The sequence below is a fragment of the Roseovarius azorensis genome, from assembly GCF_900109455.1.
In the GTDB taxonomy this organism is placed as follows: Bacteria; Pseudomonadota; Alphaproteobacteria; order Rhodobacterales; family Rhodobacteraceae; genus Roseovarius; species Roseovarius azorensis.
In genome coordinates this window covers 1-17610 of sequence record NZ_FOAG01000025.1, presented here as the reverse complement: position 1 = coordinate 17610, position 17610 = coordinate 1, and the positions used below count along the sequence as shown (strand labels likewise).

Below are 17610 nucleotides of genomic sequence, written 5' to 3'. Positions count from 1 at the left end.
ACGCCGCTGAGCAGATCCGCGATTGTGCCATTGCCAGCGTGGATATTGATGAATTCGTCCACGTCGCAGACCAGCGCCCAATCGCAGGCACGGCGCAGGGGGTGTTTCCACGCGGCTTTCAGCGCCTGCCATTGTGGGCTGACATCTGCCGCGACCGTCTGCGGGACATGGGTAAGCACACCCGCCCGGTGCAGATGGTCCAGCAGGTGATCCGTGCCATCGGTACAATCGTTTGAATAAATCAGGAAATCCGTGACACCGGCGCCTTGCAGATGCGCGATCCATTCCAGCAGGAAAGGGGCTTCGTTTCGCACGGTTGAGACACACAGGATACGCATTGCCAATGACGTTAGCGGAGGGGCTTTGTGAATTACAGCCGTTTGCCATCCAGTTTACGGCCCAGCACCCCAGGCTTTGACTTCTCCGGGGTTGGCTGAGCGTCGGTTTGTTGCCAGCAGATCTGCAATGAGAAGAAGACCCGGGATGCCAAAACAGAAGCAACATGCGCGCGTTTTCAAGGCGCAGGTGAAAATCAGCCGGGCAGTCCCAGGTGGCGCAGCAGGGTTGCGGTCAGCGGATTGCCCGGCTCTGTCATGGCTTCGACGACCGAAAAATGGTGGTGGCCGGGCGTTTCGATATATGCGACGCGCCCTGCTTCGGCCTGCCAGGCGGTGGCCAGATCGCGCGATTGCCGCCGGGCTTCGCCGGTTTCATCCGCCCCGGCCACGATGCTGATCGGCATTCGCGCCGCCGGGGTCATAAACCGCGGGCTGTTGCGGGCGGCGGTGGCGCGGTCCATCTGCACCGCCGCGTTCACCGAACAGAACCGCAAAGGCTCCAGGTCAAACAGGCCGCTGACGGGGACAGCGGATTTGATCATGTCCGGTGGCAGGCCGGGCTGAAACGCCGCCCAGTCCGTTGCCGCCATCATTGCCGCCAGGTGTCCGCCCGCGGAATGACCGGTCACATGCAGCCGTGCCGGGTCGCCGCCATGATCGCGGGCGTTGTGCCAGACCCAGGCGCAGGCGTGGCGCACTTGGTCGACCAGCGCATCCAGCGTGACAGCAGGGCAGAGCGTGTAATTGACCGAAACCACCATGGCCCCGGCTGATACCAGGGGTTCGAGGGCAAAGGCGTAATCGTCCTTGTCCAGCGACTGCCAATAGCCGCCGTGGATGAAAATTTGCACCGGCGCGCCGGGCCGGGCGGGGGGCATCAGATCAAGCCGCTGATCGGGCAGGGGGCCATAGGCGATGTTGCGCAGGACGTCGGCGCGGCCCAGGAAATCCGCGCTGCGCCGCGCCCACCGGGCCATGGTTTTGCCAAGATCCATGTCCGAGGCATCGCTGGCCCAGGGCCTGTATTCCTGTTCCAACCGGGTTTTGTAGATCATGCGACCCTCAGTCATGATATGTTGGCTCCGATCTGCGGGTCGCCCGTTTTGCGCCATCCGGCTGTGGCGCCCACGGATTGACATATAACAACTCGATTCATAACATATCAAGAATTGCATGTAGACCGGCGGCGGTCACACCCAGCTGGGGCGCGCATGACACTTACCGATCAGGCCTATGAAACCATCGAAGAACAAATATGCACGCTCGTCTTGCCGCCGGGGGCCAGCCTGTCGGAAATAAAGCTGTCCGAACAGTTGGGGATCGGCAAGACCCCGGTGCGAGAAGCGCTGCAGCGGCTGAAATATGACGGGCTCATCACCATCACGCCACGGCGCGGGGCGATGGTGACCAGCATAGACATCCAGTCACAGCTCAGGGTGCTTGAGGTTCGCCGGGTGATCGAGCCGCTGACCATAAGCCTGGCCACCACGCGGGCCACCGCGCCCCAGCGCGAGAGCCTGGCCAGGTTGGCGGGTGCCATGCGCGAGGCCGGGGATGCGGCTGAAAATATCACCCTGATCCGGCTGGATGCGGAATTCAACCAACTGGTGGTGGATGCCGCCCAGAACGATCTGGCCCGGCGCACCATGGCGTCGATCAACGCGCATTGCCGACGGTTCTGGTTCCAGTATTACAAATCTGTCGGCGATGCTGCGACCGAAGCCCACCTGCATGCGGATATCGCCGACGCCATCGCCAGGAACGCCCCGGCGGATGCGGACAGGGCGTCCCATCTTTTGCTGGACTATTTCCAGCGGTTCACCCGGAAAACGCTGGACCTGTGACTCCCGGCTGAAAACCCGCCACCCGGGCGGATCGTGACCTGGGTGACATGGCATATTGACAGGGTGCCGGGTTGACATTATTGGTATTACCAAATTGGCATACAACTAATGTTCACCCCGCCCCGGTCAAGGGCGGGCGTTCAGGGAGGATCCAGAGTGAGCCAGAAAATGCGCTGTTACTGTGTTACCAAACACAACGAACCACTTGTCGCGGTGGATACGGAAACGCCCACGCTGGAGGGAACGCAGGTCCTGGTAAAGGTCACCCGCGCCGGTATCTGCCACACCGACCTGCACCTGTGGGAAGGCAGCTATAACCTGGGCGGCGGCAAGCGGTTGGATATTTCCGACCGGGGCATCGATTTGCCCCTGACGCTGGGCCACGAGATCGCCGGCGAGGTGGTCGCGGTCGGTCCCGATGCCGGTGCCAGCGTGGTGGGGACAACCTGTGTCGTGCACCCGTGGCTGGGATGTGGCGAATGCGACACTTGCCAGCGGGGCCAGGAAAACATCTGCCTGAAATCGGCCTCTATCGGTGTTTTCAGACCCGGCGGTTACAGCGAATATGTTGTCGTGCCGGACCCGAAATTCTGTGTCGATATCGGCGATATCGACCCCAGCCAGGCGGCATTGCTTGCCTGTTCCGGTGTCACCACCTACAGCGCCATCCGCAAGTTCGGAGAGGTCCTGAAGGATGTTCCGCTGGTGATCATCGGCGCGGGCGGGCTGGGTTTCATGGCCCTGTCCATCGTTCAGGCGATGGGGTTCAAGGGCGCGATCATGGTCGATCTCGACCAGACCAAACGCGACGAGGCAATCCGGGCCGGGGCCTTGGCCGCGATCGATTCCGGCGCCGACGATGCCGCCGAACAGATCATCGCCGCCACCGGCGGTGGCGCGATGGCGGTTCTGGATCTTGTCGGGGCCGAGGCCACCACCAGCCTGGCCATCGCATCGGTTGCCCGCGGGGCCCATATCGTGATCTGCGGGCTGTACGGCGGCGAACTGGTTGTGCCGCTGCCCTATATCCCGATGCGGCCCCTGCATATCCAGGGCAGCTGGGTCGGCAATCTTGCCGAGCTGCGCGAACTGATCGGGCTGGTGCGCGACCGGGGTCTGCGCACGGTGCCGGTTGTCGAACGCCCGCTTGAGACCGCGTTTGATTCGCTCATGGATCTGAAACAGGGCCGCCTGCTGGGGCGGGTGGTGCTGGTGCCCTAGCCGCGCGCGGCGCAAAAGAAGCAGATATCATGACCGAGCTGCCAAACAGATTGCATCGCATCCTGGACCAGGGCGCGGCAAACGGGGCCGACCGCGTCGCTTTTGTCGACGAGGCCGGAGACAACTGGAGTTTTCAGGATCTGATCGACACCTCAGCCAGGGTGGCGGATGACCTGTCCGCCCTGGGGGTCCGGCCCGGCGACCGGCTGATGATCGTCTGCGAAAATTCAATCGCCGCGATCGTGTTGCTTTATGCCGCCAGCCGTATCGACGCCTGGGCGGTGATGACCAATGCCCGCCTCAGCGCCCGCGAAATCGACGCAATCAAAGAAGACTGCGCACCCCGGCGCACGGTCTATGTGCACGGGACATCGGCGGATGCGGGTGGCCATGGCCGCCGTACCGGCGCGCGGGATCATGAATTTCACCGCATCGGCAGCGTCCTGATCAGCGATCTGGACGAAACCTGTTCCGTTGAACCCGTCAGCCCCGATCCGGCAAAACAGGTGGCGGTGCTGATTTACACCACCGGGACAACCGGGCGGCCAAAGGGCGTGATGCTGAGCCATGCCAACCTGGTCTTTGTCGCCAGCCAGGGCAAGCGGACCGGCAGAATGCTGCCCGAAGATGTCAGCCTGTGCCTGATGCCGATCTCGCATTCCTATGGGCTGACGACCATGCAGGGCATGCTGTATGCCGGGGGGCGTCAGCACCTGATGGCGCGGTTTTCCGTGTCCGGGGTGGCGCGGCTGATCCTGGACCAGACCCTGACCGTGCTGATGGCGGTTCCGGCGGTGTACAGCCGGCTGGTCAATTTCGCCAAGACGCAGGACCGCAGGCTGGTGCCCAACCGGTTGCGGTATCTCTATACCGGCACCGCGCCGCTGGATCTGACCCTGCGTCGGCAATCCGAAGACGTGCTGGGCGTGGTCATGCAAAACGGCTATGGGCTGACCGAAACCTCCCCCACCATCAGCAGAAGCGGCTTTGCCCTGGGCAGCGACGAGACCCATATCGGGGTGCCGATACCAGGGGTCGAAGTGCGGATCGCCGCGCCGGGTACCGGTGAACCGGTGGCCGCGGGCACGCCGGGCGAACTGTTGGTGCGCGGGCCGAATGTCATGGTCGGCTATTACCGGCGGCCCGATCTGACCCGCGCGGTCATCGACGCGGACGGGTTTTTCGCCACCGGCGACATCGCGCGTCAGGCCGAAGACGGGGCCCTGCACCTGGAAGGCCGGGCCAAGGAGCTGATCATCCGCTCCGGGTTCAACGTCTACCCCCAGGAGATCGAGGCCGAACTGAACGCACATCCCGGCGTTTTTGCATCCGCCGTTGTCGGGCGCGATGTCGAAAACGATGAAGAGATCATCGCCTTTGTCGAGCTGGCTCCGGGCCAGCCCGTCACGGCGCGGGCGCTGGCGGAATTCATCGCCCCGCGCCTGACGCCTTACAAGCGGCCCCAGCTTATCGTCATTCTGGATGCGCTGCCGCTGTCTCCGAATGCCAAGATCCTCAAACACGAACTGAAGGCACGGGCGGCAAAGCTGCCGATGACGGCAGTTCAATGAGACCCGGCCAGCGGGCTGCAGCAATACGCGGGGCCAGCAGACCCCGAATTCTTATGGAGAGTGACGACATGTATCCGAAAATACAGATGTATATCGACGGGCAGTGGTGTGCCGGGTCCGCAGGCCGCGTTGAACCGATCCTGAACCCGGCGACCGGCCAGCCGATCGGCGACGTCCCCTGTGCCGAGATCGTCGATCTGCAGGCCGCCGTCGATGCGGCGAAGAAAGGGTTCCAGACCTGGCGGCGGACCCCGGCCTATGCGCGGTACAAACTGATGCGCGCGGCGGCGGAAAACCTGCGCAACAACGCTGACCAGACCGCCCATTGGATCACGGCGGAACAGGGCAAACCCCTGGCCGAGGCCCGGATGGAAACGCTTCTGGGGGCCGATCTGATCGACTGGTTCGCCGAAGAGGCGCGGCGCACATACGGGCAGGTCGTCCCGGCCCGTGCGGGAAACATCCGGCAAATCGTGGTCAAGGAACCGGTCGGGCCGGTGGCGGCGTTCACCCCCTGGAATTTCCCGATCAACCAGGCGGTGCGGAAAATATCGTCGGCGCTGGCGGCGGGCTGTTCGATCATTGTCAAACCGGCCGAGGAAACCCCCGCCGGTTGCCGGGCGCTGGTGCAGGCCTTTGCCGAGGCCGGGTTGCCGGACGGGGTGCTGAACATGGTGTTTGGAACGCCTTCGCAGGTGTCGGAATTCCTGATTTCCCATCCCGACATCGCCAAGATTTCGTTTACCGGCTCAACCGCGGTCGGCAAACAGCTTGCCGCCCTGGCGGGGACCCATATGAAACGCACCACGATGGAACTGGGCGGGCATGCCCCGGTCATCGTGTTCGAGGATGCCAATGTCGAAAAGGCCGCCGAACTGCTGGCCGCCGCCAAGTTCCGGAACGCGGGGCAGGTCTGTGTGTCGCCGACCCGTTTCATGGTGCATGAAAGCCAGTACCAGGCGTTTGTTGACCGGTTCAGCGATATTGCACAGAACATCAAGGTCGGAAACGGCGCCGACCCGGATGTCACCATGGGCCCGCTGGCCAACCCGCGGCGGCTGGAAGCCATCGAAGGGTTCGTGCAGGACGCGGTGACCCGTGGTGCCACGGTCAGAACCGGCGGCAGCAGGATCGGCAACGAAGGGTTCTTTTTTCAGCCCACGGTCCTGACCGATGTGCCAAAAGACGCGCGGATCATGAACGAAGAACCGTTTGGGCCGGTGGTGCCGATCACCCCGTTTTCCAGCTTTGATGAGGCGGTCGCCGAGGCAAACCGCCTGCCATACGGGCTGGCCGCCTATGCCTATACCCGGTCAGCGCAGACCGCCGCCGATATCGGTGCCGCCTTTGAAAGCGGCATGGTGGCGATCAACCATCACGGCCTGGCCCTGCCCGAGATCCATTTCGGCGGCATCAAGGATTCGGGCAGCGGATCGGAAGGCGGATCAGACGCGATCGAAGGCTATCTCAACACCAAGCTGATAACCCAGGCCAGCCTGTAGCGGTTTCCCCGATCCGGGCACCAGCGGCCAGATCGCCGCTGGTATAGGGACGAACCGGGCACGAATCCTTGACATTTTTCTGACATGTTAATAGAATGGCAGACGCAAGCGAACGAAAGGGCCGCCAAGATGGCACACAAGACACCAAGTATCCATTTCGAACTGACCGACGGCAGCCTGCGCACGGTGCCGGCAAAGGCCGGTGTCAGCCTGATGCGGCATGCGCTGGACAACGGCATTCCCGGCATCCCGGCGGATTGCGGCGGCGATTGCGCCTGCGCGACCTGTCACGTCCATGTCGACCCCGGCTGGTTCAGCCAACTGCCCGAAACCACGCAACAGGAAAGTGACCTGTTGGATATCGTGGACGACCTGTGCGACGTCTCGCGGCTGTCCTGCCAGATCGTCGTCACCGAAGACATGGACGGGCTGACCGTCAAGATCCCGGAATTCTACGTGTAATTCCGGCAAGCGGAGGAAAAAGGCGATGAACATAGCGGCCAATGATCTGCTCGCAGAGCATACCCAACGCGCCCGGCAGATGCGCGTCGAAGACATCGACGTCGTTGACGGTGCCCTGTACCAGGACGGCACCTGGATGCCCTATTTCGAACGGCTGCGGGCAGAAGACCCGGTGCATTATTTCGAAAACGGCCGGTTTGGCCCGAACTGGGCAATCACCAAGTTCGAAGACATCATGGAAGTGGAAAAGGACTGGCGCCTGTTTTCATCCGATGTCGACTGGGGCGGGGTGCTGATCTGGCAGAAAGCACCCGAGAACCGTTTGCGCAGCCTGATATCTTCTGATCCGCCCAGCCACTCTGTCAAACGCAAGGCGGTGCAGACCGTGGTGCACCCCCGCCGGTTGCAGCAGATGGACCAGCTGGTCCGCGAGCGCACCATAAAGCTGATTGAAGACCTGCCCCTGAACGAAACCTTCAACTGGGTTGAAAAGGTTTCGATCCCGCTGACAACGCTGACCCTGGCAACCATTTTCGGCTTTCCGATGGAGCACCGGCATCTTCTGACCCATTGGTCTGAGGTGGCTTTTGCCGATCTTCTGGGCGACTGCGATACGATCAAGACCGAAGAAGACCGCGCCGTTGAGCTGAACAAATGCCTGGAAACCTTTCTGGAACTGCGCGCCGAGCGGCGGCGCACCGGCGAAACCGACGACCTGCTGTCCATCCTGACCCATAGCGAAGCGTACCGGGATGTTGATGACAAAGAGCTGCTGGGAAACCTGATCACGCTGATTGTCGGGGGCAATGAAACCACCCGCAACACCATGAGCGGCAGCGTTCTGTTCCTGAACCAGTTCCCCGAAGAAGCCCGCAAACTGCGCCAGAATCCCGATCTGATCAACAGCATGGTCTGTGAATCGATCCGTTTCCAGTCGCCGATCCTGGCCTTTCGGCGCACCGCGACGCGGGACACCGTGCTGCGCGGCAAGCAGATCAAACAGGGCGACCGGCTGGTGCTGTGGTATGTCTCGGGGAACCGGGATTCAGAAATCATCGAAAACCCGGACCAGTTCATCATCGACCGGGACGACCCGCGCAAACATGTTTCCTTTGGCGGCGGCGTTCACAGATGCGTCGGCAACCGGGTTGCGGAAATGCAGCTGCGCATCCTGTGGGAAGAACTGCTGAAACACGATCTGCAAGTCGAAGTCGTGGGAGAACCGCGCCGGCCCTATAACCTGTTCGTTCACGGATATACGGACCTGCCGGTGCAGGTCAGATCCCTGGCCGGGTAAGACGTGGGGCCAGGTAACAAGTCCGGGGCCTGCAGCCCTGTGAACCCGGATCACAGGCGATCCAGAAAGAGACGCGATGATTGATTTCTATTTTTGGCCGACGCCAAATGCCTACAAGGTGGCGGTCATGCTGGCCGAAATCGGTATCCCGTACCGGGTCATGCCGATCAACATTTTGGAAGGCGAACAGCACGCCCCGGAATTCCTGGACATCAACCCGAACGGGAAGGTCCCGGCGATTGTCGATCCCGATGGTCCCGACGGCAAACCCATCGCGATTTTCGAATCCGGGGCGATCCTGCTCTATCTTGCCGAAAAGACCGGGAAACTGCTGCCCACCGACAGTGTCCGCAGGTACGAAGCCCTGCAATGGCTGATGTTCCAGATGGGTGGGTTCGGGCCGATGCTGGGGCAGGCGCATCATTTCCGCGTCTATGCCCCGGAACAGATCGACTATGCGGTCGAACGTTACACCCGCGAAGCCAGCCGGTTGTACAAGGTTCTGGACCGTCGGCTGGCCGAGGTCGCATTCCTGGCCGGGGAATATTCGATCGCGGATATCGCGACCTTTACCTGGGTGCGCACCAGAAAGATGCACGGCCAGGACCTGCAAGATTACCCCGCGGTCCGGGACTGGTACAATCGCATCAAGGTCAGGTCCTCGGTCAGCGAAGCCCTGTCGCTGCTGAAAAGCGACATGACATGGAAGGTCGATAAAAAATCCGACTCATGGACCAACATGTTCGGCGCCAAGGTCTGACAGCGGATCGCGCGCCTGTTCCGGCCAATCGGTTTCCCTGAAAATCGCTGGAAACGCACGCGAATTCGCCGTGCCCGGCCCTCGCAGGCATTTGGTAAGTTAAGGATTGACTTCCCAATGTGGTCATACCAATATGGACTACCATAGGCTTTGCCGATTGCGCGGGAGCATCTGTTTCAGCTCTGCACCAACCGGGCAATCGAACCCGGTCCCGCCCGTTCGAGCGAGGAAAAAACCAAGAAACAGGCCGACAGTGGGCGCGGGTTTCAAGCCACCAGAACCATACGACTGACTTGAAAACGGGAGGACGGACCAATGAAAAAACTGACAACGACAGCAACCATGCTGTCAATCGCGATGACCACAGGCGCCATGGCCGAACCGGAAAAGTTCAACATGGCAACCCCCTGGCCCGGCGGCCAGATCATGAAATCCGCAAATCGATTTGCAGACCGGGTGAAACTGTTCACCAACGGCGAAGTCGAAATCGAAGTTCATGTCGGCGGCCAGCTTGGCGGCGCGCTGAAGGTGACCGAAACCGTGCGCAACGGGGTCGCCGAGGCGGGCCATACCTGGATGGGCTATGACTGGGGCGTGGACCGCACGACGGTTCTGTTCGCCGGTTGGGCCGGCAGCCCGAAAACCGACGTTTTTGGTGCCTGGCTGACAGAAGGCGGCGGCGCGGAACTGCAGGCGCAGTTCCGGGACGAGGAATTCGACGTCGTTTCGATCAACTGCGGCCTCGGCTCGCCCGAAGTCGGCATGGTGTCGAACAAGAAAATCCAGTCGATTGAAGACTTTAAGGGGCTCAAGCTGCGGACCTCTGGTGCCTGGGCGGAAATCGCCGTGGGGCTGGGGGCATCGACCGTCACCGTTCCCGGTGGCGAAACATTCGAAGCACTTGAACGCGGGCTGATCGACGCGCTGGAATGGGGATCGCTTGGCACCAACCGCAATGCCGGGTTCCACGATATTGCCAAATACAGCATCTTTCCGGGCATCCACCAGCCGACGGTGATCTATGAATGCCTGTTCAACAAGGATGCCTGGGAACGGATCGGCGAACGGAACCAGCAGATGATCGCGGCCGCGGCGGAAGTCGAAATGTACGTGAACTATACGGAACGCGGCCATGAAGACGCCGAAGCCTATCAGTTCCTGAAGGAAAACGGCCACAAGTTCATCGTTCTGGATGACGAGGTTCTGGTCGAAGTCGCCCGGCTTTCGGCGGAATGGGCCGACAAGGTCGCCGCCGACAATCCCTGGTTCGCAAAGGTTCTGGAATCACAGCGCGCATATGAGGCGCTGTGGGAGAACTCTGAAAACTACAGGTAACTTCAGGCGTAGATATCATGTGTTCTTGCATCCTGGGCATCGACAGGTGTCCGGGATGTTGTTGAGAGACATCGGGGGGAAGCATGTCACGTTTGGTCAACCTGCTGGAAAGCATCGTCCGGGGCTTTGGTTACCTGGCCGCCATCCTGGTTCTGCCGCTGATCGCGGCGATGATCTGGGAAGTCTTTTCGCGCTACGTGCTGAAAGCCCCCACCATCTGGGCGTTCGAGGTCAGCTATATGCTCATGGGGACGCTGTTTGTCGTCGGGCTGGGATACACGTTGCAAATGCATAACAACGTGCGGGTCGATTTTTTCTATGGCGCGGTCAGCAAACGCTGGCGCGCCGCGATCGATCTTTTGATCTTTGCGATGATGACGGTGTTTACCGTCTGGCTGCTGTTCGGGCTGTGGGATTACCTCTGGGAAGCGGTCAGACGAAACGAGACGTCGGGTGAATCCTTCTGGAACCCGCCGGTCTGGCCTTTTCGGCTGTGTTTCATCATCGGTTTTGCGCTGTTCCTGCTTCAGCTGGTTCTGGAGCTGATCAAATGCCTCTTCGTGTTGTTTGACCGTGATCCGCCGGGATGCACCCCGGAAAGCCTGAAAGGGGCAATCTGACGTGGAACTGGCTTTATGGATGTTTCCGGCGCTTTTTGTCGCCATATTTATCGGGGTTCCGGTCGCCTTTGCGCTTCTGGGGGTGTCGCTGGTCTTTGGTTTCATAAGGTTCGGCGATGCCGCCGTGCACCAGTTCATCGCCGAGGTTCAGGATCTTGCATCGAACTATGTGCTGGCCGCAGTGCCGCTGTTCATCCTGATGGGCACGCTGCTGGAAAGCACCGGCATTGCCAAACAGCTGTTCAAAGCCGTCCATATGTGGACCCGCCGGCTGCCCGGCAGCCTGGCGGTCAGCACCATCCTGCTGGGCACGGTCTTTGCCGCGGCCAGCGGCGTGGTCGGGGCCACCGAAACCGTCATCGGGCTGTTGGCCATCCCGGTCATGCTGAGCCACAATTACAGCAAATCGCTGATTTCGGGCACGGTCTGCGGCGGCGGCTCGCTGGGAACCGCGATCCCGCCCTCGGTGGTGGTGATCGTGCTGGCGCCCTCGGCCGATGTTTCGGTGGGGTCGCTTTTTGCCGCCATCCTGTTTCCCGGCCTGATGATGGCGGGGCTGTTCATCCTGTATATCATCGTCCATGCCACGCTGGACCCCCGTGTCGCCCCCCGGTCTCTGCCCGACGAAGACGACGACGGGATGAGCCTGCTGGGAAAACTCAGGTTCACGCTTGTGGCCTTTCTGCCGCCGGTGCTGCTGATCTTTTCCGTGCTGGGGACCATTCTGCTGGGCTGGGCCACCCCGACAGAGGCTGCGGCCTGCGGCGCGCTTGGCACGCTGCTGCTGACGGCGACAATGGGACAGTTCAAGCTGGCGGTGTTCTGGAACGCGATCAAACGGTCGCTGCTGATTTCGGTGATGATCCTGACGATCCTTCTGGGCGGTCACATCTTTTCGGGCATTTTCGCGGCCTCCGGCGGCGTTTCGGCGACCCGTGAAATTCTCGATGCGGCCAACCTGTCGCCCTGGAGCATCATCCTGCTGATCCTGCTGATCGGGTTTATCGGCGGGTTCATCCTGGATCTTGTTTCGGTGGTGTTGATCGTCATTCCGCTGGCGATTCCGATCGTCAATGCGCTTGGCTTTGATACGATCTGGTTCCTGGTCCTGTTCCTGATCGTTCTGCAGACCGGGTATCTTACCCCCCCGATGGCCCCGTCCATATTCTATCTGCGCAGCATTTCGCCGCCTGAAATGCTGCTGAAACATATGTACCGGGGGGTCATTCCGTTCATCGGAATGCAACTGGTCACGCTGGTTCTGGTGATGGCGTTCCCGGAACTGGCCCTGTGGCTGCCCGAATATATCAGGGGACCATGACACCCCTGCGGGCGGCCTGGCCGGCGGGGGGGCCACTCACCCTCTCCGCCGGCGAACCGGGGGTGATCCCCCGCCGACAGGCGGCGATCAGGGCAGTTCTTCGGCCAGGATGGTTTTCCACAGGGTCGATGTCTGCGACAGGTGTTCCTGCATGATCTTCGCGCAGCGCTCGGGGTCGCCTTCCGACAGGGTGGCAAATATTTTCAGATGCTGGGCATGGGAAATCCGGCATCTTTCGGGGTCTGAAAAATACATGACCCGGCGGTCCTTGGACAGTTCGAAAAACGAATTGACGACCCGCAACAGCAACGAGTTCCGCGTGCTGGCCGCGATCCGTTTGTGGAATTCTTCGTCCTCTTTTTCGATCGGCTGGCCTTCGTTCAGGCGCTCTTCGGTCTGGTCCAGCACCTGTCGGATGTCTTTCAGGTCGTCTTCGCTGCGCCGGGTGGCGGCAATGCGGATGGCTTCGATTTCCAGGATGCGCCGCAATTCGATGGCGTCATGGATTTCATGCGCGTCCGGGATCATCCCCGACTGAACCTGCAACACCAGCGCGTCGATGCTGCTGTCCGCGCGCATGTCGCGCAGGTACAGGCCGGACTGGGGCCGGCGTTCAATGACCCGCAACGCTTCGAGCGCGGTCACCGCTTCGCGAATCGCCGGGCGCGTGGTGCCGAATTTCTCGGCAAACTCGCGTTCGGAAAACAGCCGGTCGCCGCTTTCGAAATGCCGCTGGCGGATGAACTTCAAAATCTCACCCTGCAATAAATATGATTTCGAAGACATATCATGATTCTGAAAACTACTGGTCTGTGAATCCTAGACCGTTCGCGGGCTTGGTACTACCAGAATCTTTTGCGATTTTGGCGGCCAAAGCCCGCTGTCGGATCAACGCCTGCGCTGCTGCGCATCTGAAGTGGCCCCTTGACTCGTCCCGCCCGCCTTGCTAGCTGGTATTACCAACAAGGCTATACCAGAATGGCTTCTGCCCGACGGTTGGCCGCAAGCGCATGACATCCTGAAAAGCCCGCCGGCCTGACGGATGTCTTGTGGCCATAAACAGGCTGAAAGGAGAGGGCCATGTCATCAAAGAGAAGCGGGTATTTCGGCGAGCGCCGTAAATTCTGGACCTGGGGTTACGAAAGCGACGAGACCCCGCAGGCTGCCATCGACAGCATGTGCGAACGGGTGGCCAAACGGCTGAACGTGCCGGGTTTCGATCTGACCCCGGACCCGACGCTGGACGAAATCGAACTGCGCGCACCGCGCATCGAAATCCCGCGCACGCTGGAATCGTTCTGTACCTCGGACAAATGGGACCGGGTCATCCATACCTATGGCAAAGGCTATAAGGACATGGCCAAGATCTACCGGCGTCAGTTCGACAACCCGCCGGACATCATTGCCTATCCGCAGAACGAAGAAGACATTGCCGCGGTCCTGGACTGGTGCGGTGAAAATGGTTACGCGGCCATTCCTTTCGGTGGCGGCTCAAGCGTGACGGGGGGCTTTTTCGCCCCGGACGGCGATGAATATCCCGGCGTTGTCATCATCGACCTTGGCAACATGAACAAGATCCTTGAAATCGACCCGGTCTCGCGCGCGGCGCGCATCCAGGGCGGCAAACTGGGGCCGGCGCTGGAATCCGAACTCAAGCCGCACGGGCTGACCCTGCGCCATATCCCGCAATCCTGGGAATTTTCGTCGCTGGGCGGCTGGATCGCCACCCGGTCGGCGGGGCATTATGCCACCCAGCTGACCCATATCGACGAAATGGTGCAGTCTTTGCGGGTCGTGACCCCTTCGGGCACCATCCAGAACCGCCGCCTGCCCGGATCCGGGGCAGGGCCCGACCCGGACCGCACCTTCATCGGTTCCGAAGGGACGATGGGCATCATCACCGAAGCCTGGATGCGGCTGCAGGGCCGGGTCAAGTTCCGCGCCAATGCCTCCATTTCATTCAAGACCTTCTATGAAGGCGCGGATGCGGTGCGCCAGATCACCCAGGCCGGGCTGTTCCCCGCCAATGCGCGGTATCTCGACGAACAGGATGCGTTTTTCTACGGCGCGGGGGATGGCACGGAATCGGTTCTGCTGCTGGGCTTTGAATCGGCGGATCACCCGGTGGATGCCTGGTTGGAGCGCGGCCTGGAAATCTGCCAGGATTACGGCGGTGTCGTAAAACAGAAGGCCGGTACAGTCGACAACGCGCTGGAAACCAGCCGGTCCGGGGCGCAGGGCAGCTGGCGCGACCAGTTCCGTTACCTGCCGCGCCTGATGCACGTCCGGGCCGCCATGGGGATTGTCAGTTTCACCTTTGAAACCGCCTATACCTGGGACATCTTCAAGGAAATCGACACCGAGATCATGGCCCGCATGGCCGATGCCGAAAAGCGGATCACCGGTGGCGGCATCGTGTGCCGCAGGTTCTCGTTCCTGTATCCCGATGGGCCGGCGCCGTATTATTCGATCATGGCGCCCTCGACCCATGCGCGCTGCCTGGAGGATTACCAGGCCTTGTCGGACGTGGCTTCGGATACTCTGACCGAGCTGGGCGCGACAATCACGCACCACCACGCGGTCGGCCGGACCTTCCGCCCCTGGTACGACAAGGAAGTCGATCCGCTGTATCGCAAGGCGCTTGGCGCCATCAAGGGCGAGCTTGATCCGAACTGGATCATGAACCCCGGCCTTTTGGTCGACAAGCCGAAGAACTTCAAGATCGTCGGTTAAACGCCCCGTATCCAGAGCGCCGTTTCCCGGTTTTTCGGCGTTCTGGATCAGCCCGGCATGGGCAGATTACATGTCTCACAACAGAAAGGTCACGCTATGGCAGGCCCGCTTACGGATATGAAGGTGCTGGACCTTTCGCGCATTCTGGCCGGTCCGTGGCTGACCCAGATCCTGTCCGATCTCGGGGCCGAGGTCTGGAAAGTCGAACGCCCCGGCAGCGGCGACGACACCCGCCACTGGGGCCCGCCCTATATGAAGGACGACGCTGGCAACGATGCCGAGGATTCGGCCTATTTCCAGGCGGCGAACCGCGGCAAGAAATCCATCTGCATCGACATCCGCAGCGCCGAGGGGCAACAGGTTGTCCACCGGCTGGTGCAAAAGGCCGATGTCGTTGTCGAGAATTACAAATTCGGCGATCTGGCCCGGTATGGGCTGGATTACGACAGCCTGGCCGCCAGCAACCCCGCGATCGTCTATTGTTCGATCACCGGCTACGGGCAGACCGGTCCCTACCGGGAACGGGCCGGGTATGACATGGCCATCCAGGCGATCAGCGGCCTGATGAGCATCACCGGCGAACGCCAGGACCGACCCGGCGGCGGCCCACAGAAAGTGGGGGTTCCGATTGCCGATCTGATGACCGGGACCATGTCCGCCGCCGCCGTCATCGCCGCCTATCACCACGCCCGGAAAACCGGCGAAGGGCAAAGTGTCGACATGGCATTGCTGGATGTGATGGTGACCACCCTGGCCAACCAGAACATGAACTATCTCTGCACCGGCGATGCGCCCCGGCTCATGGGCAACGCGCATCCCAATATCGTGCCCTATCGCACCTTTCAGACCGCGGACGGGAATTTTGTCCTCGCCGTCGGAAACGACCGCCAATACGCCAAGTTCTGCGAGGCCGCAGGCTGTCGGCATCTGGCGACCGATCCCAGGTATATCGACAACGCCAACCGGCTGAAAAACCGCGAAACGCTGGAAGCGGAATTGCAGGACATATTGTGTCTCAAACCAACCGCGCAGTGGATTGATGAGCTGTCCCGGCTGGGCATCCCCTGCGCCCCGATCAACACCCTGGACCAGGTGTTTTCCGACGAACAGATACGCGCACGGGACCTGCTGCAGCACGCTGAACACAAACATAACGCCAGGATGCCCATCGTCAGCAGCCCGATCAAACTGTCGCGGACAAGGCTGGACACCGGGTCTGCCGCGCCGGTCCTGAACCAGCACCGGGACTATATACTGGACGAGGTTCTGGGTCTGTCGGACGACGAAAAGACCCGGCTGGCCAAAGGCATCCCGGTGTGATCCGGCCCCGGCCTGACCCCGATCGACGCGGCAGGTTGCAATGACCGGGATCGTCATCGTCGGCGCGGGCCAGGCCGGGGCCGCGCTCGCAGCAAAACTGCGCACCCTGGGATACACCGGGGCCCTGACGATGATCGGTGACGAGGCGTCGCTGCCCTATCAGCGCCCGCCCCTGTCAAAAGGCTATCTGCTGGGCGAAGTCACACAAGAACAGCTGTACCTGCGCGCGCCGGCCTATTGGGACGCGCAAAACGTGACGCTCAGGCTCGGGGCGCGGGTCACCGCGATTGATCGCATCGCAAAGACCGTGCAGGTGGGGGCGGAAACCGTTCCCTATGACCAGCTTGCACTGACCACCGGGTCATGCCCGCGCCGGTTGCCGGCGGCGATCGGCGGCGACCTGCCGGGGGTCCACACGCTGCGCACCCTTGCCGATATCGACGCCATGGCCCCGGATTTTCAGGCCGGGCGCAAGCTGCTGATTGTCGGGGGCGGCTATATCGGCCTGGAAGCGGCAGCGGTCGGGGCCAGGCTGGGGCTGACGGTTGCGCTGGTCGAAATGGCCCCGCGTATCCTGCAGCGCGTCGCGGCGCCCGAGACGTCGGATTATTTTCGCGCGCTGCATGCGGATCATGGCGTTACCATCCATGAAAACACCGGTCTTGAACGGCTGACCGGCACGCGCCGCGTCACCGGGGCGATCCTGTCGGACGGCAGCACGATCAAGGCCGACCTGGTCATCGCCGGGGTCGGCGTCAGGCCGATGACGGCGCTGGCCGAAGATGCCGGGCTGCAGATCGACCAGGGCATTTGCACCGATGAACAGGGGCGCAGTTCGGATGCGTCGATCTGGGCCGCGGGCGACTGCGCCTCGTTTCCGTACCGGGGCGGGCGCATCAGGCTGGAAAGCGTCGGCAATGCCATCGCCCAAGCCGAGATCGTGGCCGAAAACATGCTGGGGGCGGGCAAACCCTATGCGGCAAAGCCATGGTTCTGGTCGGATCAATATGACGTGAAATTGCAGATCGCCGGGCTGAACACCGGGTATGACCGGATCGTGCCCCGCCGGATGGACAGCGGCGCGGTCAGTTTCTGGTATTACAGGGGCGCGCGCCTGATTGCCCTGGACGCGATGAACGACGCGCGGGCCTATATGATCGGCAAACGCCTGATCGAAGCCGGAAAATCCCCCGACCCAGCCGCGATTTCCGATCCCGAAACCGATCTCAAATCGCTGCTGAAATAGACCGCAAATACAACCCGGTGCAGCGCGGCACGGGCATCCC

16 protein-coding genes are annotated in these 17610 nt (G+C 61.5%); 13 read left to right on the top strand and 3 right to left on the bottom strand.

Translation table 11 applies throughout. The features are described 5' to 3' along the window. Together BSG08_RS18775 and BSG08_RS18770 are read right to left on the bottom strand one after the other, a co-directional pair. On the bottom strand, positions 1–314 hold a 314-nt coding region (locus BSG08_RS18775; protein WP_245770756.1), incomplete at its 3' end, for a glycosyltransferase family 2 protein. A gap of 218 nt (positions 315–532) precedes the next feature. Then, positions 533–1393, bottom strand: a complete 861-nt coding sequence (locus tag BSG08_RS18770) for an alpha/beta hydrolase (protein WP_175544834.1) — start codon at positions 1391–1393, stop codon at positions 533–535. A gap of 156 nt (positions 1394–1549) precedes the next feature. On the opposite strand from BSG08_RS18770, the gene BSG08_RS18765 reads away from it, so the two are divergent. The 10 genes from BSG08_RS18765 to BSG08_RS18720 all read left to right on the top strand — a co-directional run bounded on the left by BSG08_RS18765 (position 1550) and on the right by BSG08_RS18720 (position 12271). Then, positions 1550–2182 (top strand): GntR family transcriptional regulator, encoded by a 633-nt coding sequence (locus tag BSG08_RS18765; RefSeq protein WP_093039374.1) that lies wholly within the window; start codon positions 1550–1552, stop codon positions 2180–2182. Between the two features lie 156 nt (positions 2183–2338). After that, positions 2339–3403 (top strand): alcohol dehydrogenase, encoded by a 1065-nt coding sequence (locus BSG08_RS18760; RefSeq protein ID WP_217649922.1) that lies wholly within the window; start codon positions 2339–2341, stop codon positions 3401–3403. A gap of 29 nt (positions 3404–3432) precedes the next feature. Then, positions 3433–4974 (top strand): class I adenylate-forming enzyme family protein, encoded by a 1542-nt coding sequence (locus BSG08_RS18755; RefSeq protein ID WP_093039372.1) that lies wholly within the window; start codon positions 3433–3435, stop codon positions 4972–4974. 68 nt (positions 4975–5042) lie between these two features. Continuing rightward, positions 5043–6476, top strand: coding sequence for an NAD-dependent succinate-semialdehyde dehydrogenase (locus tag BSG08_RS18750; RefSeq protein ID WP_217649921.1), 1434 nt, complete (start codon positions 5043–5045; stop codon positions 6474–6476). Between the two features lie 129 nt (positions 6477–6605). Beyond that, complete coding sequence (locus BSG08_RS18745) at positions 6606–6938, top strand: 2Fe-2S iron-sulfur cluster-binding protein (protein WP_093039376.1); 333 nt, start codon at positions 6606–6608, stop codon at positions 6936–6938. A gap of 25 nt (positions 6939–6963) precedes the next feature. Next, positions 6964–8235 (top strand): cytochrome P450, encoded by a 1272-nt coding sequence (locus tag BSG08_RS18740; RefSeq protein WP_093039370.1) that lies wholly within the window; start codon positions 6964–6966, stop codon positions 8233–8235. A 76-nt stretch (positions 8236–8311) separates the two neighbouring features. After that, positions 8312–8995, top strand: a complete 684-nt coding sequence (locus BSG08_RS18735) for a glutathione S-transferase family protein (RefSeq protein ID WP_093039369.1) — start codon at positions 8312–8314, stop codon at positions 8993–8995. Between the two features lie 315 nt (positions 8996–9310). Then, complete coding sequence (gene dctP / locus BSG08_RS18730; protein WP_093039368.1) at positions 9311–10330, top strand: TRAP transporter substrate-binding protein DctP; 1020 nt, start codon at positions 9311–9313, stop codon at positions 10328–10330. A gap of 83 nt (positions 10331–10413) precedes the next feature. Continuing rightward, positions 10414–10950 (top strand): TRAP transporter small permease subunit, encoded by a 537-nt coding sequence (locus BSG08_RS18725; RefSeq protein WP_093039367.1) that lies wholly within the window; start codon positions 10414–10416, stop codon positions 10948–10950. Between the two features lies 1 nt (position 10951). After that, positions 10952–12271 carry a TRAP transporter large permease gene (locus BSG08_RS18720; protein WP_245770755.1) on the top strand — a complete coding sequence of 440 codons (1320 nt, stop codon included), beginning with the start codon at positions 10952–10954 and terminating at the stop codon, positions 12269–12271. A gap of 87 nt (positions 12272–12358) precedes the next feature. On the opposite strand, the gene BSG08_RS18715 is transcribed toward BSG08_RS18720, so the two are convergent. Continuing rightward, complete coding sequence (locus tag BSG08_RS18715) at positions 12359–13021, bottom strand: FadR/GntR family transcriptional regulator (protein ID WP_217649920.1); 663 nt, start codon at positions 13019–13021, stop codon at positions 12359–12361. A 330-nt stretch (positions 13022–13351) separates the two neighbouring features. Between BSG08_RS18715 and BSG08_RS18710 the strand changes: the two genes are divergently transcribed. From BSG08_RS18710 to BSG08_RS18700, 3 genes are all read left to right on the top strand, one after another. After that, entirely contained in the window at positions 13352–15004 is a 1653-nt protein-coding gene (locus tag BSG08_RS18710; RefSeq protein WP_093039364.1) for an FAD-binding oxidoreductase, read from the top strand. 96 nt (positions 15005–15100) lie between these two features. Next, positions 15101–16324 carry a CaiB/BaiF CoA transferase family protein gene (locus tag BSG08_RS18705; protein ID WP_093039363.1) on the top strand — a complete coding sequence of 408 codons (1224 nt, stop codon included), beginning with the start codon at positions 15101–15103 and terminating at the stop codon, positions 16322–16324. 40 nt (positions 16325–16364) lie between these two features. Continuing rightward, the gene (locus BSG08_RS18700) at positions 16365–17570 is read left to right on the top strand and encodes an NAD(P)/FAD-dependent oxidoreductase (protein ID WP_093039362.1); all 1206 of its coding nucleotides are present in this window, start codon (positions 16365–16367) and stop codon (positions 17568–17570) included. Positions 17571–17610 lie beyond the last annotated feature (40 nt).

Bases quoted from the DNA above. Each gene is read 5' to 3' on its own strand.
- BSG08_RS18755 (WP_093039372.1), top strand. From the start codon at position 3,433: ATGACCGAGCTGCCAAACAGATTGCATCGCATCCTGGACCAGGGCGCG.
- BSG08_RS18700 (WP_093039362.1), top strand. From the start codon at position 16,365: ATGACCGGGATCGTCATCGTCGGCGCGGGCCAGGCCGGGGCCGCGCTC.
- dctP (WP_093039368.1), top strand. From the start codon at position 9,311: ATGAAAAAACTGACAACGACAGCAACCATGCTGTCAATCGCGATGACC.
- BSG08_RS18770 (WP_175544834.1), bottom strand. From the start codon at position 1,393: ATGATCTACAAAACCCGGTTGGAACAGGAATACAGGCCCTGGGCCAGC.
- BSG08_RS18750 (WP_217649921.1), top strand. From the start codon at position 5,043: ATGTATCCGAAAATACAGATGTATATCGACGGGCAGTGGTGTGCCGGG.
- BSG08_RS18740 (WP_093039370.1), top strand. From the start codon at position 6,964: ATGAACATAGCGGCCAATGATCTGCTCGCAGAGCATACCCAACGCGCC.
- BSG08_RS18735 (WP_093039369.1), top strand. From the start codon at position 8,312: ATGATTGATTTCTATTTTTGGCCGACGCCAAATGCCTACAAGGTGGCG.
- BSG08_RS18765 (WP_093039374.1), top strand. From the start codon at position 1,550: ATGACACTTACCGATCAGGCCTATGAAACCATCGAAGAACAAATATGC.
- BSG08_RS18725 (WP_093039367.1), top strand. From the start codon at position 10,414: ATGTCACGTTTGGTCAACCTGCTGGAAAGCATCGTCCGGGGCTTTGGT.
- BSG08_RS18705 (WP_093039363.1), top strand. From the start codon at position 15,101: ATGGCAGGCCCGCTTACGGATATGAAGGTGCTGGACCTTTCGCGCATT.
- BSG08_RS18710 (WP_093039364.1), top strand. From the start codon at position 13,352: ATGTCATCAAAGAGAAGCGGGTATTTCGGCGAGCGCCGTAAATTCTGG.
- BSG08_RS18745 (WP_093039376.1), top strand. From the start codon at position 6,606: ATGGCACACAAGACACCAAGTATCCATTTCGAACTGACCGACGGCAGC.